This window comes from Spirabiliibacterium falconis, assembly GCF_014885015.1.
GTDB lineage: Bacteria > Pseudomonadota > Gammaproteobacteria > Enterobacterales > Pasteurellaceae > Spirabiliibacterium > Spirabiliibacterium falconis.
The window spans coordinates 157,530-181,048 of record NZ_JABMIJ010000006.1; the positions used below are offsets into that span (position 1 = coordinate 157,530).

Sequence of the window (23,519 nt, forward strand, 5' to 3'; positions counted from 1 at the left end):
GATGAATAGTGAAAACACCCAACAAGATGTAATGCCAGTGAAATTATCACAGGCAATTGCAAATCCTCTTTTTCCTGCAGTTGATAGCCAATTGCGCTCTGGTAAGCATATTAGCGTTGATGATTTAGATAATCACGCATTTTTAATGGATTTTCAATTTGAACTGGAACAATTTTACCGTCGATATAATGTTGAGCTGATTCGTGCACCAGAAGGCTTTTTTTATCTACGGCCTAAAGCTACAACACTTATTTCGCGCAGCGTTTTAACTGAGCTTGAGATGCTGGTTGGAAAAGTATTGTGTTATTTATATTTAAGCCCAGAACGTTTAGCGCAGCAAGGCATTTTTAGTCATGATGATGTATTTGATGAACTCGTAAATTTGGCTGATGAAACAAAATTATTAAAAGCCGTTAACCAGCGTTCGTCTGGCTCAGATTTAGACAAACAAAAATTGGCCGAACGCATGCGAGCTGCTTTAAATCGCTTAAAACGTCTTGGCATGATCACAACCGTTGGCGATCAATATAGCGGTAAATTTGTGATTTCAGAAGCGGTATTTCGTTTCGGAGCAGAAGTGCGGTCAGGTGATGATCCGTTTGAAGCGCAAGCCCGTTTACTGCGTGATGGTGAGATTGCAACACCAGCATCGCTTGAGCAATTAAAACAAAGTGAAAATGGCAGCGAGCTTGAAACGTCTGCAAGCAATGATGATCAGGTTGAGGACGAAGAATAATGGAACAGTTTGAGCAAAAAAGTGACAACGTAACCGATGAAATGGATCACATTCCATTTGCTGTTGAGCGTGATCTAAAACGGGGTAAATTCCGAGCCTTAACGTTGATTAATTGGAATGGTTTTTTTGCCCGCACTTTCGATCTTGACGCGCTGGTCACCACTTTATCAGGCGGCAATGGTGCGGGGAAATCGACAACAATGGCAGGTTTTGTTACCGCCTTAATTCCTGATTTAACCTTATTGCATTTTCGTAATACGACCGAAGCGGGAGCAAGTGGCGGATCGCGTGATAAAGGCTTGCATGGAAAGCTACGCCCTGGGGTGTGCTATGCCACTATTGATGCCCTTAATTCTCGTCAGCAACGCGTACTGGTCGGTGTGCGTCTGCAACAAATTGCAGGACGTGATAAAAAAGTGGATATCAAGCCATTTTCAGTGCAAGGGCTAAGTTTAGATGTGGATTTGACCGCACTTTTCACTCAGGCCGTGAATGATAAGCAAGCACGGGTGCTCAATTTACAAGAATTAAAAGCGCGTTGTGATGAGCAAGGTGTGCAATTTAAGCAATACAATTCCGTCACTGACTATCATTCCATGATGTTTGAATTCGGTTTACTGCCAAAACGTCTGCGCTCAGCGTCTGATCGGAGTAAGTTTTATAAACTGATCGAAGCTTCTCTTTATGGTGGGATTTCCAGTGCGATAACACGCTCATTACGTGATTATTTATTGCCCGAAAATTTAGGGGTTCGTAAGGCGTTTCAGGATATGGAAGCCGCACTGCGTGAAAATCGAATGACGCTAGAGGCGATTAAAGTTACCCAGTCTGATCGTGATTTGTTTAAACATTTAATCAATGAATCTACCGCATATGTGGCATCAGATTATATGCGAAATGCGAATGAACGCCGCACGAATATTGATATCGCTTTGAACTTCCGTCAAGGTCTCTTTAACGCAAAACGCGATCAACTTGCCGCTCAGCAGCGTGTGGTGGAGTATGCCCGCGAAGCACAAGAATTGGCACAGGCTCAAGAGCGATTAGAAATCGATCATCAAAGTGCGGTTGATCAACTTAATTTGGTGCAAAATGCGGTGCGGCATCAGGAAAAAATTAACCGCTATCAAGAAGAAGTGCAAAGTCTGCGAGAAAAACTAGAAGAGCAGCAAATGGTTGTGGAAACAGCGGCTGAAGCCGTAGAAGAAGCGCAATTACAACTTGAGCAAAGTGATAATGATGTAGAATCCGTGCGTAATCAATTAGCGGATTATCAAGAAGCACTCAATGCTCAACAAACAAAGGCCGTTCAATATCAGCAAGCGCAAAAAGCCATGGAACGGGCGCAAACGGTATGTGGTTTGCCAGAGTTATCCTTAAAAAATCTTGATCAATATATTGATGAATTTGATGCGCAAGTAGAGCAACTTACCGAAAATGTGTTAGCTCTAGAACAGCGTGTCTCGGTAGCCAGTGCAGGGCATAACCAATTTGAAAAAGCCTATGGCATTTTAACAGAAATTATTGGTGAGGTGACACGCCAAAATGCTTACGCACAGGCCAAAGCTTTGCTTGATGCCTATCCGCAACAAAGAGCCATGGCACAAAGTGCGGTTTCTATTCGTGGGCGTTTAAATGAATTAGAAAATAAATTAATGGCGCAGCAAAGTGCACAGCAAATGCTTGCACAATTTAATCAGCGTAGCCAAATGGATTTGCAAGATGCACAAGCGTTGGATAATTATTTATTAGAACAGCAAGATTTGGTTGATGAACTGACGAATCATCTGGCGGAAACGGGGGAAACTCGCTCAAGCTTGAAAGAGAAACGTGAGCAACTTACCGCACTTTATGCAGAGCAAGAGCGTAAAGCACCAGCATGGCTGACAGCACAGTCTGCACTTGAGCGGGTGAGAGAACAAAGTGGTGAAGCATTTGCAGATAGTCAAGATGTCATGAACTTTATGCAGTTGCAGCTCGAAAAAGAGCGGGAACTCACCTTTGAACGCGATCAATTACAAGCACATAAAACACAACTTGAGCAACAAATTAGCCGTCTCAGCCAGCCAGATGGTTCGGAAGATGCACGCTTAAACGCACTTGCTCAGCGTTTTGATGGCGTATTGCTATCTGAACTTTATGACGATGTAGCCCTAGAAGATGCACCGTATTTTTCTGCCCTTTATGGACCTGCACGCCATGCGATTGTGGTGCGCGATCTGGACGCGGTGAAAAAACAATTATCACATATTGACGACTGTCCAGATGATCTTTATTTGATTGAAGGTGACCCAGCGGCATTTGATGATAATGTTTTCAGTGCACAAGAGCTTGATGCTGGGGTTGTAGTGCAAGTTTCTGAACGTGAAGTGCGCTATTCGAAATTCCCTGAGGTTCCGCTCTTTGGACGTGCAGCAAGAGAAAAACGCCTAGAAGAATTGCAAGAAGAGTTGGTGGATATCAATGAACGTCATGCGCAATTAGCGTTTGATGTGCAAAAATGTCAGCGATTATATCAACATTTAAGCCAATTTGTGGGGTTACATCTCGCCTTGGCATTTATGCCTGATCCTGAAGCGCAAATGAAAACACTGAGTTCACAACGCGTTGAAATTGACCGTGAAATTGCGCAATTAAGCACACAAGAACAGCAAATTCGATCACAATTAAATGATGCCAAAGAGCAAGTGCGGTTACTCAATAAGCTGGCACCGCACTTTGCGTTATTGGATGATGATGAACTACGTGATCAGGTTGAAGAATACCGTGCCCAATTAATGGAAGCGGAAGATGACGTGCAATATGTACGGCAATATGGCGCATTATTAGCGCAATTACAACCGATTGCAAACAGCCTGCAAAGCGATCCACAACAGTTTGAACGTTTACAACACGATTATGAAACCACATTAGCACAACAAAAGCGGGCACAGCAGTGTTTATATGCGTTATCAGATGTGTTGCAGCGTAAAGCACATTTTGCCTATGCCGATCAATTAGACAGTGAAGGCTCCACACTCAATCAACAGTTGCGTGAACGCCTCGAGCAGCTACAAGCTCAACGCCAACAATGGCGTGAAAGTTTGCAGCAAAAACAAAAAACATATAGTGAATACAATCAAGTCAGTATTGCACTAAAAAGTTCTCTTGATGCACGCCAGCATATGTTACAAGAGTTGCTATCCGAAATGGATAAAATTGGCGGACATGCCGATGCACAAACTGAACAGCGTGCATTAAAGCGGCGTGATGAATTACATCAGCAATTGGCGCAACATCGTCAGCGACATAGCTATCTTGAAAAGCAGATCGCGTTATTAGAAGCAGAGGGCGAAAATCTCAACCGCACTATACGCAAATTTGAGCGTGATTATCGCACACAACGTGCATTGGTTGTTGGGGCAAAAATGAGCTGGTGCACAGTCTTGCGACTATCGCGTAATAGTGATGTGGAAAAACGCTTAAATAAACGTGAGTTAGCGTATATGAGTGCCGATGAACTGCGCTCAATGTCTGATAAAGCATTAGGTGCGTTGCGTACGGCAGTGGCTGATAATGAGTATCTACGTGATAGCCTACGTCAATCGGAAGATCCGCGTAAGCCAGAAAATAAAGTGCGGTTTTTCATTGATGTTTATCAACATCTACGGGAACGTATTCGCCAAGATATTATCAAAACTGACGATCCTATTGATGCTATTGAGCAGATGGAAGTTGAGCTATCGCGCCTAACGGAAGAATTAACAAATCGTGAGCGTAAACTGGCGATCAGTAGTGAAAGTGTTGCTAATATTATGCGCAAGACGATTCAACGTGAGCAAAATCGTATTCGTATGCTCAACCAAGGATTGCAGAATATCGCCTTTGGGCAAGTGAAAAGTGTACGTTTGGTTGTGAATATTCGCGATACACACGCCATTTTACTCAATGCGCTTTCAGGTGAGCAGGAGGAGTATCAAGACCTGTTTAATAACCAACAAATGACCTTCTCAGAGGCGTTGGCAAAACTCTACCAGCGAGTGAATCCGCACATTGATATGGGGCAGCGTAGCGCACAAACAGTTGGCGAAGAGCTATTAGATTATCGTAATTATCTTGAGCTTGAAGTAGAAGTATTCCGTGGTGCAGACGGCTGGTTGCGTGCAGAAAGTGGTGCGCTTTCAACAGGGGAAGCGATTGGTACAGGTATGTCGATTTTACTGATGGTGGTGCAAAGTTGGGAAGAAGAATCACGCCGTATTCGTGCCAAAGATATTTTGCCGTGTCGCTTACTATTCCTTGATGAGGCAGCACGTTTGGATGCTCGTTCGATTTCTACCTTATTCGAATTGTGTGAACGGCTAGATATGCAATTATTAATTGCTGCACCAGAAAATATCAGTCCAGAGAAGGGCACTACATACAAACTCACCCGTAAAGTGGCGAATAATCACGAATACGTACATGTTGTCGGCTTAAAAGGGTTTGGGGCTCGAGAAGAATAGTCTTATGTTGTTTTTATTAATTGCGATTGCGTGTAGTGTGGCAGTATCGGTTTTTTTAAAACTGGCGCGAGGCAAGGGCATTGACATTCGTCAAGCGATTGCCTTTAACTATTTAACCGCACTTTTACTCACATTTGTGTTGCTTAAGCCTGATTTATCTGCCGATCACGTGCAAGCAGTGATGAACCAAGGCGTAGGCTGGCTATTTTTAGCATTAGGTTTTTTACTGCCAAGTATTTTTTTAGTGCTATTTCGTGCGGTGGAACGCACTGGTATTGTGCGCACGGATGCTGCACAACGTCTGTCGCTTTTTTTGCCTATCGTTGCCGCCTTCACCTTGTTTGGCGAATCGATTTCAAGCACCCGTATTGTGAGTATTGTGCTTGCCTTTACCGCACTTTTTTGCCTTTTGTGGAAGCCTGACCAGCAATCCGATACCATAAAAAGCAAAAGTGCGGTCATGCTACTCATGGTTTGGCTTGGTTTTGGAAGTATTGATATTCTGCTAAAACAGGTATCCAAACTCGGCAGTGCCTTACCCTTGACCTTATTTATCATATTTGCGATTGCTGGATGCGTGATGTTTGCTTATCTACAAGCCCGTCAGTTATTAACAGGGCTACGTTGGCAAGGGAAAAGTATGCTCTCGGGCGTATTGCTTGGCGGACTAAACTTTATGAACATCTATTTCTACTTGCTTGCACACCGCGCATTTAGTCAAAATCCCACATTCGTGTTTGCGGGAATGAATGTGGGCGTGATTTGCTTAGGTTCACTGATCGGCTTGTGGTTGTTTAAAGAAAAGATGAGCCGCATAAATTTAGCAGGTGTTGGACTTGGCATCGTAGCAATTCTATGCTTGTTTTATCTTGATATGTGGTTGGCATAATGACAGAACATACTTTTTTCTTTTACGATTATGAAAGTTTTGGTGTCGATCCTGCACGTGATCGCCCTGCACAATTTGCGGGTATTCGCACAGACAGTGAACTCAATATCATTGGTGAGCCAGTCATGTTGTATTGCAAGCAAACCAATGATTATTTACCTCAGCCTGAAGCGGTTTTAATCACGGGCATTACGCCACAAAAATGCAATCAAGAGGGGCTAGATGAACCGCACTTTGCTGAACGAATCTTAGCTGAATTTAGCCAGTCAAATACTTGCGTGGTAGGCTATAATAATATTCGCTTTGATGATGAGATGACCCGCTATACTTTCTTTCGTAATTTTATTGATCCGTATGAATACAGTTGGAAAAATGGCAATTCCCGTTGGGATTTACTGGATTTAGTGCGTGCATGCTACGCATTACGACCAGAGGGCATTAATTGGGTATTTGATGATAACGGTTTACCTAGCTTTCGCCTTGAATTGCTCACCAAAGCTAACGGCATCGCCCATGAAAATGCGCATGATGCGATGTCTGACGTTTATGCCACCATTGCGATAGCAAAATTAATCAAAACAAAACAACCACGCTTTTTTGATTACTTTTTTAACTTAAGACATAAAAGTGCGGTGCGTGAACTGCTTGAGTTAAAAAACATGACCCCGCTGGTGCATGTATCAGGTATGTTTGGTGCTGCACGCAGTAACACCAGTATCATCGCACCACTGGCGGAAAGTCCACTTAATCCGAATATGATTATCTGTTGTGATCTTAGCGCAGACATCAGCGATTTACTCACATGTGATGCGGATACGTTACGCGAACGTCTTTATAGCAAAAAAGAGCAACTCAGCGAGCGGGGTATTTTAAGCGTGCCGCTTAAAGGGGTGCATATCAACAAATGTCCCATTATTGCGCCATTAAATACGCTATTACCTGAAACCGCAGAACGACTTGGATTAAATCGCACAGCGTGTTTGGAGAACTGGCAACGGCTCCGACAAGATACACAAATTCGTGACAAAGTGGCGGATATTTTTAATCTTGAACGTCATATTGAACCAGATATTAATGTAGAGACCGCACTTTATGCTGGTTTCTTCTCCCATGCAGATAAAAATAACCTCACTATTTTGCGAACGCTACAACCAGAACAACTGGCAACACACAACCTTGCTTTTATCGATGCACGCATTCCTGAGCTTCTATTTCATTATCGCGCTCGCCACCACTATGCAACATTAAATCGTGGTGAACAAATTAAATGGCAAAAATACCGCCAACAAAAACTCGCACAAGGCATTGATGACTACGCCCAACGCCTTGACGCGTTGTTGGAAGAATATGCGGATAACCGTGAAAAACTGCAATTATTACGCCACGTTTACGATTACGCTCAACGTATAACGCGGGATATTTAATTTTATCCAAAAGAAAGTGCGGTATAACCGCACTTTTTTATAACCCTTAGAAGCTCGCGTTGCGAGGGTAGCGAGGGAATGGGATAACATCGCGGATATTTTGTACGCCAGTGACATAGGCAATAAGGCGTTCAAATCCTAGACCGAAACCTGAGTGTGGCACGCTGCCGTAGCGGCGTAAATCGCGATACCACCAGTAATCTTCTGGATTTAAGCCCATTTCCAGCATCCGTTTGTCAAGCACGTCTAAGCGTTCTTCACGTTGTGAGCCGCCAATAATTTCACCAATACCAGGTGCGAGCACGTCCATAGCTGCAACGGTTTTGCCATCATCATTCAAACGCATATAAAATGCTTTAATGTCTTTCGGGTAGTTTTTCACCACCACAGGGGAGTTGAAATGTTCTTCTGCTAGATAGCGTTCATGCTCAGAGGATAAATCAATACCCCATTCCACGGGGAATTCAAATTTTTTACCTGATTTGAGTAACACATCGATGGCGTCGGTGTAGTCAATTTGAGCAAAATCGGAATTGATAAACGCCTGCAAGCGGTTGATGGCGTCTTTGTCCACACGTTGTTCAAAGAATTTTAAGTCGTCCATGCGCTCTTCTAACACAGCCTTAAATACATATTTGAGCATGTCTTCTGCTAATTTTGCGTTGTCGTTGAGATCCGCAAAGGCAACTTCAGGCTCAACCATCCAAAATTCGGCTAAGTGTCGGCTCGTATTCGAGTTTTCTGCACGGAAAGTTGGACCGAAGGTATAGATTTTGCTCAGTGCGCAAGCGTAAGTTTCGCCATTTAATTGCCCTGATACTGTTAAAAAGGCTTCTTTACCAAAAAAGTCTTGTTTGAAATCTACTAATCCATTATCCCCACGAGGGAGGTTTTCTAGATCGAGAGTGGAGACACGGAACATTTCGCCTGCGCCTTCGGTGTCGGAGGCGGTGATCAATGGCGTAGCAACCCAATAAAATCCCCGTTCGTGGAAAAAGCGGTGAATGGCTTGTGCAAGGCAGTGACGAACGCGAGCCACTGCGCCAATGAGGTTAGTGCGAGGGCGTAGATGTGCGACTTCGCGTAAGTATTCAACGCTGTGGCGTTTGGCGGCCATTGGATAAGTTTCAGGATCGTCCACAAAACCTGTTACAACAACATCCGTTGCTTTAATTTCAACAGCTTGCCCTTTGCCTTGTGATTCTACGATGTGGCCTGTGATAATTACAGCACAGCCTGTGGTAAGGTTAAGCACATCGTGTTCATAATTTGAAAGTGTGTTTTCGACCACGACTTGGATGGGATCAAAACATGAGCCGTCATACACTGCCACAAATGAAAATCCTGCTTTAGAGTCACGGCGTGTTCTTACCCAGCCACGAATCGTCACGGTTTCGCCCACGCCAACCGCACTTTGTAATATATCTTTAACTGATGCTATTTTAGCCATTGTTTCCTCAAAAAATCAGTGAAATTAATGGGTGTTAGTTTACTTATTCCCGCTGAAATTACAAATAAAATCTAGTCTAAGTGCGGTTTTTTCTTGCATAATTGCTGAACAGTTAACGTGCGGTTTCGTGAGTTCAGTAGCATTATTTAAAATGCTTTATTGTAATCCTAGACATTTGTCGGTATAACAATACAATTCAAGTTATGTTATGCAGGATAGGTTGTATGCCAAAGTCAAAAAATGAGTGTTATATTAGCCGCATTAATTTGCGCCATTTAGGAACGGTGTATCGTTTAATAGAACAATTTGAATTAATCTCTCGTATTGATTTATCTAAAATTTCAGGCTTTGCTCCTGCTAGCATTACAAATTTAACCAGAGAGCTGATCAAAGCCCATTTTATTGAAGAAAAAACCGTACAGAACACTATTGTGCGAGGGCGGCCTGCGGTTGGTATTTGCCTGTCACCGCACTATTGGCAATATTTAGCGATCACCTTAGCTGAAACGACGCTGGATATTAGCTTGTGTGAGCTTGACGGTACTGTAGTATGCCATCAACAGCAACACTATCAAGCAGAGCAAGACATTGAGCATGTTATTATTGAGGTAATTTCGTCATTTATCACACAGAATACTGAACGTGTTACCACGATATTGGCGTGTGCATTGTGTATTTTAGGGCGCGTAGATAAAGTGAAACAGGATGTTTATCTTGGCAATACCGTGCTGAATACAGATCTTCAAGAGCATTTACAAGCGAATTTTGATTTCCCTATTTTGGTTGCAGAACATTTTGCAATGTGGACGTTTGCTGAAAGCCACTTAGGCAATGCTATTCATTCAAATAATGTGATTTTTTTACAATTTGATGATGCGATTAATATCAGTGTACTCAGTGAAGGGAAGATGATTCGTAATGAAAAACAAAAACGCATGAATATTGATAAAGTGGCACTACCTAAAATCAGTGATTTAAGTGATAAAATCGCTCAAGATGTTCCCGAAATTGAACGGCATTATCTGTATAACCAAGTGAGCAATAAAGCCATTTATCAGTTGGTCGATCTTTTGTTGCCAAATGCGTTACCCAATGATGAAAGTAAAATTGCGTATCTATGTGAACAGGCACAACAGAATAACTCGCAAGCCATTCGTATTATTCATCATTTGGCAGACAGCGTATCTTACTTATTGATGTATTTAACCAATATTTTTGCCTCTGAAAAAATTATGATCAACACGCGACTTTTGGCCGTGAAAGAACTCTTTTTACAGCGTTTGGCATTAAAGTTACAAGATGCGTTACTTTCTGATGAGCAGCAAGTTGAAATTATCACCTCTAAATTTAGTTGGAATGATCCTGCAATTGCGTCATCTGCAGTGAAACAAGAACTGTATAGTGGTGATCTTTTCGAGCAAATTATCAAATAAAACGATTTTTTAGCAAAAACTTGTTTTGCCTCAAGAAATCGCGTTTCATTTTTGCCTAAAATCTTCCCTATACCATTGTATAGGGAAATATCATGAGTTGTTTTTTTGTAACAGGCACAGACAGTGGAGTTGGCAAAACCGTTGTTAGCCGTGCGATTATTCAAGCAATGCAACAAAAGCAATGTCAAATTGTTGGCTTTAAACCGATTGCTTGCAATAGTCACTCATTTAGTTATTTCAACCAAGCTCCTCAGCCAAGCGAACAAAACGCTGATGTGTTGATATTATTAGACAGTACGAAACAAAAGGTGTCTTATCAAGATATCAATAGTTATACTTTAAATGCAGGACAAGAGCCTGGTATCGTTGATTTGCTTAGCCAATGCCAATCTATTGATATAAATAAAATTAATCACGATCTTGATATATTGATGGAACGGTTTGAGTCCGTGTTAGTGGAGGGCAGTTTTGGTTGGAAAACCCCGATTACACAGCAACTGTTTTTTTCAGATTGGATCGTACAGCGTAAAATGCCTGTGGTGTTGGTTGTAGGCATCAAAGAAGGGTGTATTAATCACGCATTACTCACAGCAGAGGCCATCGCTAACAGTGGCGTAAATTTGCTGGGTTGGGTTGCAAATCGCATTAATCCAGGCATTAGCAATTATCCTGCCATTATTGAGCTTTTATTACAACATCTCAATGCACCATTACTGGGGCAGATTCCTTATTTACATCATCCAGAAAGCAAAGAACTTGCCCATTTTATGACCAATATTGACAGACTGATGTACTGCCGAACCGTACGTTAAAACGTAAAGTGCGGTCTAACCGCACTTTGAATATGATTTCATCATTTAATAATAAATCATCGTTATTATTGTGTCTTTTTTGATCAAGTGATATTGATAACTATTCCTATCTTTTGAAAGGATCGTTATAATCCGCCTCCCTTTAACAATAAAAATAATAAGGATATTTTAATAATGAAAAAAATGACAATTATATTACCATTGCTTGCCATGTCTGCAAGTGTTATGGCCAGTCCTTGGGAGTATACATTAGGCGGAGAGATTTACCGTGAAACCTATCGTGAGTATGTCAATGGAAGCGAACGGTTTATGCAACAGCGTGCCCATATGTATGGGCTTAGTGGCGCGATTAAATATGAAGTTACACCACATAGTGCTGTTATTCTTGAAGGACGCTATGTGAAAGGAAAAAGCCATTATGCTGGTGGTGAAGGACCGAGTGATGAAAATCCACAGGGGACACCTTATGGCTCAGTAACCATCCATGGTACACCACGTAATAGTTATGATATTCGCGGATTATATCAATACACGCTGTCATTTTATCAACGTGATTGGATGATTCAAACAGGGCTTGGGTATCGTATTTTAAATGATTTAAACAGCCGACTGGATAAAGAGGATTACGATCGCAAAAATCGTTTAATCTATGCCCATGTTGCGTTGAGTACGGACTTTGCGTTGCCACAGGGTATGATGCTAACCCCAAAAATTGGCTATAATCAACTTATTCGTGGGCGTCAATATTCGTATATTTCGCAAACAGCCGTGAATAAACAGCGCAATGGCAAAGGGCTTGAATTAGAGCTGGCATTAAGTAAATCCTTAGGTAAAGGAAAAATCTCGTTTGCACCGTTTTATCGTGGTTGGAAAGTATTTGATTCAAATAGTATTACGCAAGATACTGATGGTGAATTAGGCGTCATTGTCGAGCCGAAAAATATAACCCATGAAGTTGGGGTAAAACTTTCTTATATATTCTAATAAGTATCAAAGTGCGGTCTAACCGCACTTTTTATATCACCAGATGATATGAAAATCAGGATGCTCAGTTGATTTACTTACGAGCACTTTAGCAAATAAGGTCTCCATTTCGCCTTGATTATTTTCAAGCCCAATCCAGACTTCAGCAAAGGCATCAGGGTCAATTAATACACCAATTTCTTGTTCCCAATTCTCTGCTGTATCCATTATTTGTAAGCAACCCACCTTAGGAAATGCACGATTAAATTGTGCAATTTGTGCGTCAGATAAATTCTCTTCTGCCATTTCTAAAAAAATAGCGTAGGCACTGTCTAAAATCTCATCATCTGTTAGTGTCATTTTTACCTCAACATGCAAAGTGCGGTTCAACCGCACTTTTACTAGGTCAACCTGTATTGCGCATACCTGCGGCAATGCCCGTAATCGTAATCATCAATGCCTGATTAAGATTAGCATCTTGTTCGTCTTCAGGCACTTTACGAAGACGGTGGAGTAGCTCGACTTGGAGTAAATTCAACGGATCAGTATAAACATTTCGTAACGCAATGGATTGTGCAATCCAAGGTAAATCTGCCATTAATTGATCACGATGCGATAGGCTAAGTAGGGTTTGCACATCAGCTTGCAGTTGTAAGCGTAATTGCTCACCTAATTTCCACAATGATTTATCAACTAAACGTTGATCATAATATTCAGCCAGCCACAGATCAGATTTGCTGAACACCATTTCTAGCATACCGATACGGGTGGAGAAAAATGGCCATTTTTCGCACATTTCTTCAACTACCGCACTTTTACCTTGCGTTAATAATTGCTGAATCGATTGTGCCGCACCTAACCAAGCAGGTAACATCAAACGGTTTTGCATCCATGCAAAAATCCACGGAATTGCTCGTAGGCTTTCTACCCCGCCTTTCGGGTTACGTTTCGCTGGGCGAGAACCGAGTGGGAGGCGAGAGAGCTCTTGTTCTGGTGTGGCAGAACGGAAATAGGGGACGAAATCAGGTTGTTTACGCACCACATCACGATAGGCTTCACATGAAATGGCAGAAAGCTCATCCATGATATTGCGCCAGCTTTGTTGTGGTGATGGTGGAGGCAGAAGATTCGCTTCTAGGATTGCACTAGCATAGAGTTCTAGGCTATCAATTGCGACTTGTGGTAGTCCAAGTTTAAAGCGAATCATTTCACCTTGCTCAGTAACACGCAAGCCATTTTTCAGTGATTTTGGTGGTTGAGAGAGTAGAGCAGCATGTGCAGGTGCACCACCACGTCCGATTGTGCCGCCACGTCCGTGGAAAAGTGTTAGTTCAATGTGTAACCGTTCGCATAAATTGACTAGGGCTTCTTGGGCACGGTATTGTGCCCATGATGCTGCCATCATACCAGCATCTTTGGCTGAGTCAGAATAACCAATCATGACCATTTGTTGATTATTGATAAACCCACGATACCAGCCGACATTAAACAATTGTTCCATAACACTTTCTGCGTGATCGAGATCATCAAGTGTTTCAAATAATGGTGCGACAGGAATAGTTTTAGTGTTTCCTGCTTCTTTGAGTAATAAATGCACAGCCAGCACATCTGAGGCACTACGTGCCATTGAAATAACATAAGCAGAAATAACGCCGTCGTGCTGTTCTGCGACAACTTTGCATGTTTCTAGCACTTCACGAGTTTCTTCACTTGGCGTCCAATCAATCGGCACAAGTGGGCGACGCGAATTTAACTCACGAATTAAAAAGGCTTGTTTGTCTTCTTCAGACCATTGTGCATAATCGCCTAAGCCAATATAACGGGTAATTTCAGCAATGGCTTGTGTATGGCGAGTACTTTCTTGTCGAATATCCATTCGTGACAACGTCACGCCAAAACAACGTACACGTCGGAGCGTATCTAAAAGCAATCCGTTGGCAATAATCCTCATACCGCACTTATTAAGTGATCGATAAACATCATAAAGCGGCTCCCATAATTGCTCATTGCGCATGATAATATGTTCAGTCGTTGTACGAGGTTGTTTATCACTTAGAAGATCATTGAAATGGTTTTGAGTGAGCTTTAATTTGGTGCGTAACCCCTTGACGACATGACGATATGGTTCTTCATGCTCACCATATTTGGCGATAAACTCATCTGAGGCATCCACCATAGAAAGCTCATCACAGAGCAATTTAATGTCGTCGAGAAATAATTCAGCCGCTTTGGCACGTGCAAGGTTTAGCACTCGGCGGGTGATTTTACTTGTGACAAACGGATTGCCGTCGCGATCGCCGCCCATCCACGATGAAAAGCGTACAGGCGTAAAATCGACCGGCAAGCGATAGTCAAAAAATTCAACAGTGCTATCGTTTAGTTGGCGCAAGAAATTAGGTACGGCATACCATAGGCTATTTTCAATCACACTATAACCCCACTTGGCTTCTTCAAACGGGGTTGGGCGTTGGGTACGAATCTCATTAGTATGCCATGCTTCTGCAATTAAGCGTTTTAGGTGTCGTTCTATACTTTTTCTTTCTTTATCCGTGAGATCAGAATGCTCCAACTGGCTTAAACACTTATTAATTTCAACATGTTTGTGTGTTAATGAACGGCGAGTGACTTCTGTTGGATGTGCTGTTAATACTAATTCAATCAATAGGTTATCAATTGCGCTCAGGATATCTTCTTTTGCACGTTTTTGCTGTCTTAATTTTTCAAATAAACAGTTGATAGAGCGTTGGCTTGATTCTAAATCGTTATGATGGCGGGAAATGGATTGGTATTGTTCAGCGATATTGGTTAAGTTTAAAAAATGGCTAAATGCCCGCACCACAGGAATAAGTTGCTCGCTGGAAATATTGCCTAAAATCTCAAGTAATTGCTCACGTGCGTGGTTATTGCCTGCACGAGAATCTCGCGAAAGCACACGGATTTTCTCTATGAGCTCCAAAATTTCGCTGCCTTGTGCTTCGCTAATGGTGTCGCCGAGAAAACGTCCTAACATACTGATGTTGTTACGCATCTCACTGTACTGCTGCATAAAAAGTCCTTAGTTGTAAAGTAAAAAAGTTGTGTTTTGTGATAGATTTAACAAAAAACCAAGATTAAATCAATAATATTAATTAGATTTATATTATTTTTATCTCTATTTTGAAAATGTGATAATAAAAGTGCGGTTTTATTAGAGTATTTTTTAAAAAGAAATGCCCTTGTCAAAACAAGGGCAGGGTTATATTTAATCCACTTTGATAATCCAACCGTTAGGCGCAGGTTTATCACCAAACTGAATACCAGTGAGCTCATCATACAGTTTTTGCGTAATCGGTCCTACCTCTGTTTCGGAATAAAAAACGTGGAAGTCGTCTTTATACTGAATACCGCCAATTGGCGTGATAACCGCGGCAGTACCACATGCACCAGCTTCGGTAAAGTCGTCAAGTTTATCAATATAAACATCCCCCTCAACTGCTTCAAGTCCTAAGCGATCGCGCGCTAGCTCTAATAAAGAATATTTGGTAATACTTGGTAAAATTGACGGCGAAAACGGTGTTACAAATTTATGATCACGTGTAATGCCAAAAAAGTTAGCAGAACCCACTTCTTCAATTTTTGTGTGCGTTTTTGGATCAAGATAAATACAGTCGCCAAATTGACGTTCATGGGCAAGATGACCAGGTAATAGGCTGGCGGCATAATTCCCGCCCACTTTGGCTGCACCCGTTCCATTTGGAGCGGCGCGGTCGTAATCCGATACAATGAAATTTGTTGGTTTCATTCCACCTTTGAAATAAGCACCCACAGGGCAGCAGAAGACGGTGAAAATAAATTCAGGCGCGGGATGTACACCAATATTATCGCCAACACCAATAATCAGTGGGCGAAGATAGAGGGTTGCGCCAAAACCATAAGGGGCAACAAAACGTTCGTTGGCACGTACCACTTGTTTACACGCCTGAATAAACATCTCTGTTGGGACTTCAGGCATCAATAAACGTTGGCAACTTTTTTGTAGCCGTTTGGCATTTTGATCTGGGCGAAAGAGGTTAATCGAGCCATCTTTGCAGCGATACGCTTTCAACCCTTCAAAACTTTGTTGACCATAGTGAAGTGCGGTTGAGCCTTCACTAATGTGCAATGTATTATCTGTTGTGAGTTCACCTTGGCTCCACTTACCATCTTTCCAGTGAGCAATAAACCGATAATCCGTTTTTATATAACTAAATCCAAGATTTGCCCAATCAATTGTGCTATCTGTCATAGGGGGTCCTTAAATTGTATTGAATAATGAAAATATTTTTAACCTATTTGCGGTTGAAATCAATCTTTAATTTGCGTTTGCTTAAATTCGCTACACTTCTTGCAGCAATCGTAAAAAATTCGGTGCAAGAGAATAGAGCTTGGCTGATTTTATGGTAGTATATCGCAGATAAAGAAAAGCCACCTCGGGAAAAGGTGGCTTATAAACCAAATCGGTTTAAACTATACAGGAAGTTAAGAGTAGAACTCAAATCTAGAAAACTAGATAAAACACAACATCATACTTAAAAACAGCGATACTGCTTAAGTAATGATGTTATTTTAGGGGCTCTCAGGTATAACAACAATCTATATTTTTTTATCGCTTTCATTAGTTTTTTTTATGGGTTAAGGGCATCATATGCAGAACAAAAATTTGCCGCCATTAAATTCGCTCAAAGCATTTGAAGCGTCTGCGCGTCTTTTGAGTTTTACGAAAGCAGCTGATGAGCTGTTCGTCACTCAAGCAGCGATAAGTCATCAAATTAAATTATTGGAAGATTACCTTGGTTTGGCACTGTTTGTGCGTAAAAATCGTGCATTGGTATTGACCGATGAAGGGCAGGCTTATTTTTATGAAGTGCGGTCAATTTTACAACGCTTAGCACAAGTGACCAGCAAAATAAAAGCACAGCAATCGGCGCAGCATCTAACCATCAAAGTGCCACAAACATTTGGTATGGCGTGGCTGGTACCGCACTTAGGGGAGTTTAATCAGCGTTATCCGCAAATTGAAGTGAATATTCAAGGGATAGATTATGATGAAAGCAGCTATATTGCCGACGCGGATGTCGCCATTTTTTATGGGCGTGGCAATTGGCAGGGGTTAGATAGTCACCAGCTTTTTTCAGGTAAATTGTCAATTCTTGCCTCTCCCGATTTACTTGCTCAAAAGCCACTGACCGCACTTTCGGATCTTAAAACACATAATTTATTGCACATTCATAATCGAGAACATTGGCAAAATATGACTGCTCACCTTAATGTAGATGATATTGATATTCAACATGGCGTGGTCTTTAGTCATACCTTTATGGCGTTACAGGCCGCGATTCACGGACAAGGCGTAGTGCTTGCGAACACCATTTTAGCCCAAAAATATATTAACGATGGCTTGTTGAGCGAGGTGTTTTTAACCGATGTAACGGATCCAAAATCATTTTATGTAGTGTATCATAGCGACAATAAGAACAAAGCGCAGGTCATTGCCTTTGTTGATTGGATTAGCCAACATAGTCAATAGGAGCGAATATGGGAAACCGATTTTTAGTCTTAGCCGCACTAAGCGGATTTTTTTCTGTTGCATTTGGAGCGTATAGCGCACATGCACTGGTAGGTGATATGACCGTACTTGAACAAGATTGGCTTATCAAAGCCCAACAGTATCAATTTATACATACGTTAGCATTATTGGCGTTAGGCTTTTTTGTTGCAGCAACTAAAAATCAAGTACAACCGTCATGTCGTCGAATGGGGCTTAACTGGATTGGTTATAGCTGGGCTGTGGGCATTTTATGTTTTAGTGGTAGCTTGTATGTCATGGCAATCACGGGCACGCAAGCCGTGAAATATCTGACACCTATCGGTGGCGTTGCCTTTTTAGTCGGTTGGGGCGCACTAAGTGTGATTTCTATTGGTAATTGCATTAAACCAAGGGACTAAATTGAACGCATTATTAATTTATTGTCGCCCAGGATTTGAAAAAGAAGTGGTGGCAGAAATCAGTGACAAGACCGCACAATACGGTGGTTTTGGGTATGCCAATGCGGTGGCAGAAAGCGGTTGGGTGCTGTTTACACTCTATCCACCGAGCTCTGCTGCCGACATTGCAAGCCAAATTGATTTCAAAACGCTGATCTTTGCTCGCCAGTTGATCGTCGTGTGTGATGAGCTGCAGGACTTGCCGCTTAATGATCGTATTACGCCGATTATAGCCAGTTTTAAAGCGCATTTAGCACCGCACTTTTTGCACAAAAGTGATACGATTTGGCTGGAAACACCTGATACAAATGCGGGGAAATCGCTTTCCACTTTTTGCCGTAAATTGACCGTGCCACTGCGTAGTGCGTTGAAAAAGTGCGGTTGGTTACATTATCAAGGGCAGCAGGGCGTGAGTTTACATGTGTTATTTTTAGCTAATAATCACTGTTTAGTGGGATTTTCGTATAACAACAATCATTCACCGCACTGTATGGGCATTCCGCGTCTGCGTTTTCCGCACGATGCGCCTAGTCGCTCAACCTTGAAACTTGATGAAGCCATTATGACGTTTTTACCAGGAAAATTAGAGCAGATACATTTGCGAGAGGGGATGCAAGCGGTTGATTTAGGGGCTTGCCCTGGTGGTTGGAGTTATCAATTGGTCAAGCGAGGGTTGTTTGTATATGCAGTCGATCACGGTAAAATTGCAGCGAGTTTGATGGCGAGCAGTAAAGTAGAGCATTGTCCAGAAGACGGATTTGTATTTAAACCACCACGGCATGCCAACATTGACTGGCTTGTTTGTGATATGGTTGAACAGCCATTGCGTATCAGTCAACTTATATGTAAATGGTTGGTTAATGGATGGTGTCGTGCGAGTATTTTTAATTTAAAATTACCGATGAAAAAGCGTTACCACGAGGTCATAACTTGCTTTGAGCGCATTGACACAACCTTAAGTGCGGCAGGGCTTCGCTACCAATTACAGGCAAAACAGCTTTATCACGATCGAGAAGAAATTACAGTTTATATCAATATCAAAGGATAAATCATGACACAATTACGCATTGCCGTAGCAGGTGCAGGCGGCAGAATGGGACAAAATTTAATAAAAGCCGTTAGTCAAACCGAAGGTGTTGTACTCAGTGCTGCTCTTGAACGCCAAGGCTCTAGTTTAACTGGCGTTGATGCAGGCGAGCTTGCGGGCATTGGTAAAAACGGGGTACTGATCTGCGATAATATCGAGCAAGTCGTCAATGAATTTGATGTATTGATCGATTTTACTCGTCCAGAAGGAACTTTAGCCTATTTACAATGTTGTGTAGAGCACCATAAGAAAATGGTGATCGGTACAACAGGGATTGACAGCGAAGGAAAGGCGGTGATTGAAAAAGCCGCAGAGCATATAGCTATTGTTTTTGCGTCTAATTATTCTGTGGGTGTTAATTTGGTATTCAAATTACTGGAAAAAGCGGCAAAAGTGATGGGTGAGTATTGCGATATTGAAGTGATCGAAGCACACCATCGCCATAAAGTTGATGCGCCATCGGGAACCGCACTTTCAATGGGAGAACATATCGCAAAAACGCTCGGACGTGATCTTACCAAAGATGGCGTATTCTGCCGTGAAGGCATAACAGGCGAGCGAAAACGCAATGAAATTGGTTTTGCAACCATCCGTGCCGCCGATGTGGTGGGTGAACATACCGTATGGTTTGCCGATGAGGGCGAACGAGTAGAAATTGCCCACAAAGCCTCAAGCCGTATGACCTTTGCAAATGGGGCGGTGCGAGCGGCGAAATGGTTGAACGATCAAAAGTGCGGTCTGTTTGATATGACAGATGTACTCGATCTGAACAGCCTTTAGTGCTAAAATTGCATAAATTTAATACACGGGGAAAAATATGCCGTATTTGATGTCAACAGTACTGCTGTCGTTACTTTTAATGGCGTGCAGTGTGCAACAAGAGGAAAAGGCTATGCCTAAAACAGGTGAACAGAGCATGGTTACTCAAACCGCTCACGTTGACGCTATGCTCGTGCGTTCTTGGCAGGTAACTGACATCGACGGGCAAAAAGTGCAGGCGGATGATTATCAGCTAATAATGGCGGCTGATGGCAAGCTCAGTGCGTATTTTGGATGTAATCGCATTATGGGGAGCTTAAAAACTGCTAATGTTGGTCAATTCCAGCTTGCAGATGGGCTCGCCAGCACCCGAATGTTGTGCCAGCATAATCGTGATGAACAACAAGGCATAAATGCCTTGCAAAGTGCGGTACAGTATGAGGTCATCACCCGAAAAGCACCTTATGAACAACTCGTATTGCGTGATGCTACGGGTAAAGTGCGGTTGCAAGCACTATTTCGTCTTTTTTAAGTATAACCGCACTTTAATGTGCGGTTTTTTATAGTGTACATGCTGCTTGAAATGAATATTTATGCTTTAAAGTGAATATTTATTATAGACAAGCACATTAAAAATTTGGATAATGCACGGCATTATTTTTTAGTTAACACCAAATCAATAGGGATTATTATGTCTGCGACAATTCTTGAATCTTTGCCTAAAGGCAAAAAAGTGGGGATCGCTTTTTCAGGCGGTTTGGATACCAGTGCTGCACTTTTATGGATGCGTCAAAAAGGAGCCGTACCTTATGCCTATACCGCGAATCTCGGTCAGCCTGATGAAGACGACTACGAGGCCATCCCACGCAAAGCAAAAGAATACGGCGCAGAAGATGCACGTTTGATTGATTGTCGTAAACAACTGGCGCATGAGGGCATTGCAGCCATTCAGTGTGGTGCATTTCATATTACCACAGGCGGAATGACCTATTTCAACACCACACCACTTGGGCGTGCGGTAACTGGCACGATGTTGGTGGCGGCGATGAAAGAAGATGATGTGAATATTTGGGGCGATGGCAGTACGTTTAAAGGAAATGATATTGAGCGTTTTTATCGTTATGGTTTATTAACGAACCCAAATCTAAAAATTTATAAACCTTGGTTAGATCAACAATTTATTGATGAACTTGGCGGTCGTCACGAGATGTCAGAGTTTTTAATCGCCAATGGCTTTAATTATAAAATGTCGGTTGAAAAGGCGTATTCGACAGATTCCAACATGCTAGGTGCAACCCACGAAGCAAAAGATTTAGAATTTTTAAATGCAAGCATTCGTATTGTGAATCCGATTATGGGAGTCGCATTTTGGAAAGATGACGTGGTCATCAAACCAGAAGAAGTCAAAGTGCGGTTTGAAGAAGGCGTGCCAGTGGCGTTAAATGGTAAAGAATTCAGCAATCCTGTGGAGTTATTCCTTGAAGCTAATCGCATTGGTGGTTGTCATGGTCTTGGCATGAGTGATCAGATTGAAAACCGCATTATTGAAGCCAAAAGCCGTGGTATTTATGAAGCACCAGGTATGGCACTGTTGCATATCGCTTATGAGCGTTTGGTCAGTGGCATTCACAATGAAGATACGATTGAACAATACCGTATAAATGGTTTGCGTTTAGGACGTTTATTATATCAAGGTCGTTGGTTCGATCCACAAGCCTTAATGTTGCGTGAAACGGCACAACGTTGGGTAGCACGTGCTATCACAGGTGAAGTTACGTTAGAATTACGTCGTGGCAATGATTATTCTATTTTGAACACGGAATCACCAAACTTAACCTATGCACCAGAGCGTTTAAGCATGGAAAAAGTGGAAAATGCACCATTTAGCCCTGCTGACCGTATTGGGCAGTTAACCATGCGCAATCTCGATATTGTAGATACGCGTGATAAAATTGGCATTTATACTCAATCAGGTTTGTTGATTGCAAGCCAAGACAGCCAATTGCCACAACTTGATGCTAAAAAATAAGCTCATAAAATGATAGACCGCACTTTGCATAAAAGTGCGGTTTTTTTTATGCAATTTTGCACAATACTGTTATAGCTGGAATTTTTTTTCTCATAAAAATAAGGTAAAATTTCGTTTTATTTTTATTTAAGGATATGCAATGTTAAGTCGAAAAGAACTGGCTGTGCTCGGGATGATGATTTTTTCACTCTTTCTTGGTGCAGGCAATATTATTTTTCCGCCAATGGAAGGTTATCACGCAGGTACAAGTTGGTTGTTCGCCGCTTTAGGCTTTGTACTAACAGGCGTTTTTATGCCGTTCATCACCCTCATTGTGGTATCGGTTAAAGGGCGGGGTGAAGCACTTTCGACGGATTTGCCTAAATGGGCAGGCGTGGTATTTTGGTCCATTTTATATTTAGTGATTGGTTCTACTTTTGCCATGCCACGTGTTACAAATGTAGCATATGAAATGGCGTGGGTGCCACTTGAGCTGTATAACGGTGAACATGCACACTTAATATTTGCTATCGTGTTTAACATCATTGCGATGTTTTTTATGCTTGGGCGTAGTACGATGATTTCAACCATCGGTAAATTTATGGCACCTGCATTATTGGTGTTGCTGATTATTGTGGCATATGGGGTTATTACGACGCCTATTTCCCCGATGGTGCAACCTAGCCACGCGTATGCTGAAAATTCAGCTGTTATCACAGGGTTGGTCGGCGGCTATCAAACCATGGATGTACTTTCTGCGATGGCGTTTGGTGGCATTGTGGCACGCGCAATGGCTGTTAATGGCGTGAGTGATAGTAAGGCAATCGTAAAATATACGTTGATTGCAGGGACAATTTCAGTCTTTTTACTATCAGGTTTATATTTTTGCTTATTTTATCTTGGTGCAACCAGTGATCAAGTGGCGGCAATATCGACGAATGGTGGGCAAATTTTCGCGCGTTCTGTTGATGTGCTTTTCGGGCGACAAGGTTCTTGGATTATGAGTGGCATTGTGATGCTGGCAAACTTGACGACTTTAGTGGGCGTAACCAGTGCCTGTGCCGATTATTTTTCTAAATTCCATCATCGTTTAAATTACCGTTTTTTTGTGGTTTTATTTACTATCTGTACGATCATTATTTCAGATACGGGCTTAGATACGCTCTTGCGTGTAACCATTCCAGCCCTTTTATTAATTTATCCAATTGCAATTATGTTGGTAGTTTTACAATTACTCCGCCGAAAATTGCCTAATATTACGCTATCGTATAATTTGACAATAGCGGTAACCGCACTTTTAAGTGCTTGTGATAGTTTAAAAAACATGGATCTCTTGCCAAAAGCCATTGAGCAGTGGATCAACTATATTCCGCTGGCGGACCAAGGTTTAATGTGGTTGTTGCCTGCCATGATAGCATTGGCGATTAGCGTGTTATACGGCAAGTCAACTCGAAATTAATTTTGGGGGGAG

18 protein-coding genes are annotated in these 23,519 nt (G+C 42.0%); 14 read left to right on the forward strand and 4 right to left on the reverse strand.

From position 1 onward, the window contains the following. The first annotated feature begins 1 nt into the window (after position 1). Genes mukE through sbcB form a run of 4 tightly spaced genes read left to right on the forward strand, consistent with a single transcriptional unit; the run spans position 2 to position 7,533 of the window. Positions 2–736, forward strand: a complete 735-nt coding sequence (gene mukE / locus HPC40_RS03350) for a chromosome partition protein MukE (protein WP_208118304.1) — start codon at positions 2–4, stop codon at positions 734–736. Then, the gene (mukB, locus tag HPC40_RS03355) at positions 736–5,220 is read left to right on the forward strand and encodes a chromosome partition protein MukB (RefSeq protein WP_208118070.1); all 4,485 of its coding nucleotides are present in this window, start codon (positions 736–738) and stop codon (positions 5,218–5,220) included. The genes mukE and mukB overlap by 1 nt, the downstream gene beginning before the upstream one ends. Before the next feature lie 4 nt (positions 5,221–5,224). Next, positions 5,225–6,109, forward strand: coding sequence for a DMT family transporter (locus tag HPC40_RS03360; protein WP_208118071.1), 885 nt, complete (start codon positions 5,225–5,227; stop codon positions 6,107–6,109). Next, positions 6,109–7,533 carry an exodeoxyribonuclease I gene (gene sbcB / locus HPC40_RS03365; protein ID WP_208118072.1) on the forward strand — a complete coding sequence of 475 codons (1,425 nt, stop codon included), beginning with the start codon at positions 6,109–6,111 and terminating at the stop codon, positions 7,531–7,533. Before HPC40_RS03360 ends, sbcB begins: the two co-directional genes overlap by 1 nt. 46 nt (positions 7,534–7,579) lie before the next feature. Here the strand turns inward: sbcB and asnS are convergent, their stop codons facing one another. Then, a complete protein-coding gene (gene asnS, locus HPC40_RS03370) occupies positions 7,580–8,983 on the reverse strand; it encodes an asparagine--tRNA ligase (protein ID WP_208118073.1) in 1,404 nt (467 codons plus the stop codon). A 224-nt stretch (positions 8,984–9,207) separates the two neighbouring features. On the opposite strand from asnS, the gene HPC40_RS03375 reads away from it, so the two are divergent. The 3 genes from HPC40_RS03375 (at position 9,208) to HPC40_RS03385 (ending at position 12,212) form a co-directional block, all read left to right on the forward strand. Further along, positions 9,208–10,416, forward strand: coding sequence for an ROK family protein (locus HPC40_RS03375; RefSeq protein ID WP_208118074.1), 1,209 nt, complete (start codon positions 9,208–9,210; stop codon positions 10,414–10,416). Between the two features lie 92 nt (positions 10,417–10,508). Then, a complete protein-coding gene (gene bioD / locus HPC40_RS03380) occupies positions 10,509–11,228 on the forward strand; it encodes a dethiobiotin synthase (protein WP_208118075.1) in 720 nt (239 codons plus the stop codon). A gap of 174 nt (positions 11,229–11,402) precedes the next feature. Then, entirely contained in the window at positions 11,403–12,212 is an 810-nt protein-coding gene (locus HPC40_RS03385) for a hypothetical protein (protein WP_208118076.1), read from the forward strand. A gap of 36 nt (positions 12,213–12,248) precedes the next feature. Here the strand turns inward: HPC40_RS03385 and HPC40_RS03390 are convergent, their stop codons facing one another. The 3 genes from HPC40_RS03390 to HPC40_RS03400 all read right to left on the reverse strand — a co-directional run bounded on the left by HPC40_RS03390 (position 12,249) and on the right by HPC40_RS03400 (position 16,455). Beyond that, a complete protein-coding gene (locus HPC40_RS03390; protein WP_208118077.1) occupies positions 12,249–12,551 on the reverse strand; it encodes an HI1450 family dsDNA-mimic protein in 303 nt (100 codons plus the stop codon). A 46-nt stretch (positions 12,552–12,597) separates the two neighbouring features. Further along, positions 12,598–15,237: a phosphoenolpyruvate carboxylase gene (gene ppc / locus HPC40_RS03395; RefSeq protein ID WP_208118078.1), complete on the reverse strand. Its 2,640-nt coding sequence runs from the start codon at positions 15,235–15,237 to the stop codon at positions 12,598–12,600. 195 nt (positions 15,238–15,432) lie between these two features. Next, a complete protein-coding gene (locus HPC40_RS03400; protein WP_208118079.1) occupies positions 15,433–16,455 on the reverse strand; it encodes a branched-chain amino acid aminotransferase in 1,023 nt (340 codons plus the stop codon). Positions 16,456–16,854: 399 nt separating this feature from the next. Here HPC40_RS03400 and HPC40_RS03405 point away from each other — a divergent pair, with 399 nt between their 5' ends. The 7 genes from HPC40_RS03405 (at position 16,855) to brnQ (ending at position 23,507) form a co-directional block, all read left to right on the forward strand. Beyond that, positions 16,855–17,736, forward strand: a complete 882-nt coding sequence (locus HPC40_RS03405) for a transcriptional regulator GcvA (protein WP_208118080.1) — start codon at positions 16,855–16,857, stop codon at positions 17,734–17,736. An 8-nt stretch (positions 17,737–17,744) separates the two neighbouring features. Continuing rightward, positions 17,745–18,155 carry a DUF423 domain-containing protein gene (locus tag HPC40_RS03410; protein WP_208118081.1) on the forward strand — a complete coding sequence of 137 codons (411 nt, stop codon included), beginning with the start codon at positions 17,745–17,747 and terminating at the stop codon, positions 18,153–18,155. A 1-nt stretch (position 18,156) separates the two neighbouring features. After that, positions 18,157–19,242 carry a 23S rRNA (cytidine(2498)-2'-O)-methyltransferase RlmM gene (gene rlmM, locus HPC40_RS03415; RefSeq protein ID WP_208118082.1) on the forward strand — a complete coding sequence of 362 codons (1,086 nt, stop codon included), beginning with the start codon at positions 18,157–18,159 and terminating at the stop codon, positions 19,240–19,242. A 3-nt stretch (positions 19,243–19,245) separates the two neighbouring features. Continuing rightward, complete coding sequence (gene dapB / locus HPC40_RS03420) at positions 19,246–20,061, forward strand: 4-hydroxy-tetrahydrodipicolinate reductase (RefSeq protein WP_208118083.1); 816 nt, start codon at positions 19,246–19,248, stop codon at positions 20,059–20,061. A 37-nt stretch (positions 20,062–20,098) separates the two neighbouring features. Further along, positions 20,099–20,572 (forward strand): META domain-containing protein, encoded by a 474-nt coding sequence (locus HPC40_RS03425; protein ID WP_208118084.1) that lies wholly within the window; start codon positions 20,099–20,101, stop codon positions 20,570–20,572. A 159-nt stretch (positions 20,573–20,731) separates the two neighbouring features. Continuing rightward, positions 20,732–22,069 carry an argininosuccinate synthase gene (argG, locus tag HPC40_RS03430; protein WP_208118085.1) on the forward strand — a complete coding sequence of 446 codons (1,338 nt, stop codon included), beginning with the start codon at positions 20,732–20,734 and terminating at the stop codon, positions 22,067–22,069. Between the two features lie 139 nt (positions 22,070–22,208). After that, positions 22,209–23,507 (forward strand): branched-chain amino acid transport system II carrier protein, encoded by a 1,299-nt coding sequence (brnQ, locus tag HPC40_RS03435; protein ID WP_208118086.1) that lies wholly within the window; start codon positions 22,209–22,211, stop codon positions 23,505–23,507. Positions 23,508–23,519: the final 12 nt, after the last annotated feature.

Coding starts and splice junctions, on each gene's coding strand:
- bioD (WP_208118075.1), top strand. CDS start 10,509: ATGAGTTGTTTTTTTGTAACAGGCACAGACAGTGGAGTTGGCAAAACC.
- HPC40_RS03375 (WP_208118074.1), top strand. CDS start 9,208: ATGCCAAAGTCAAAAAATGAGTGTTATATTAGCCGCATTAATTTGCGC.
- HPC40_RS03360 (WP_208118071.1), top strand. CDS start 5,225: ATGTTGTTTTTATTAATTGCGATTGCGTGTAGTGTGGCAGTATCGGTT.
- HPC40_RS03410 (WP_208118081.1), top strand. CDS start 17,745: ATGGGAAACCGATTTTTAGTCTTAGCCGCACTAAGCGGATTTTTTTCT.
- mukE (WP_208118304.1), top strand. CDS start 2: ATGAATAGTGAAAACACCCAACAAGATGTAATGCCAGTGAAATTATCA.
- brnQ (WP_208118086.1), top strand. CDS start 22,209: ATGTTAAGTCGAAAAGAACTGGCTGTGCTCGGGATGATGATTTTTTCA.
- sbcB (WP_208118072.1), top strand. CDS start 6,109: ATGACAGAACATACTTTTTTCTTTTACGATTATGAAAGTTTTGGTGTC.
- HPC40_RS03385 (WP_208118076.1), top strand. CDS start 11,403: ATGAAAAAAATGACAATTATATTACCATTGCTTGCCATGTCTGCAAGT.
- asnS (WP_208118073.1), bottom strand. CDS start 8,983: ATGGCTAAAATAGCATCAGTTAAAGATATATTACAAAGTGCGGTTGGC.
- HPC40_RS03425 (WP_208118084.1), top strand. CDS start 20,099: ATGCCGTATTTGATGTCAACAGTACTGCTGTCGTTACTTTTAATGGCG.
- argG (WP_208118085.1), top strand. CDS start 20,732: ATGTCTGCGACAATTCTTGAATCTTTGCCTAAAGGCAAAAAAGTGGGG.
- HPC40_RS03400 (WP_208118079.1), bottom strand. CDS start 16,455: ATGACAGATAGCACAATTGATTGGGCAAATCTTGGATTTAGTTATATA.
- ppc (WP_208118078.1), bottom strand. CDS start 15,237: ATGCAGCAGTACAGTGAGATGCGTAACAACATCAGTATGTTAGGACGT.
- HPC40_RS03390 (WP_208118077.1), bottom strand. CDS start 12,551: ATGACACTAACAGATGATGAGATTTTAGACAGTGCCTACGCTATTTTT.
- mukB (WP_208118070.1), top strand. CDS start 736: ATGGAACAGTTTGAGCAAAAAAGTGACAACGTAACCGATGAAATGGAT.
- dapB (WP_208118083.1), top strand. CDS start 19,246: ATGACACAATTACGCATTGCCGTAGCAGGTGCAGGCGGCAGAATGGGA.
- HPC40_RS03405 (WP_208118080.1), top strand. CDS start 16,855: ATGCAGAACAAAAATTTGCCGCCATTAAATTCGCTCAAAGCATTTGAA.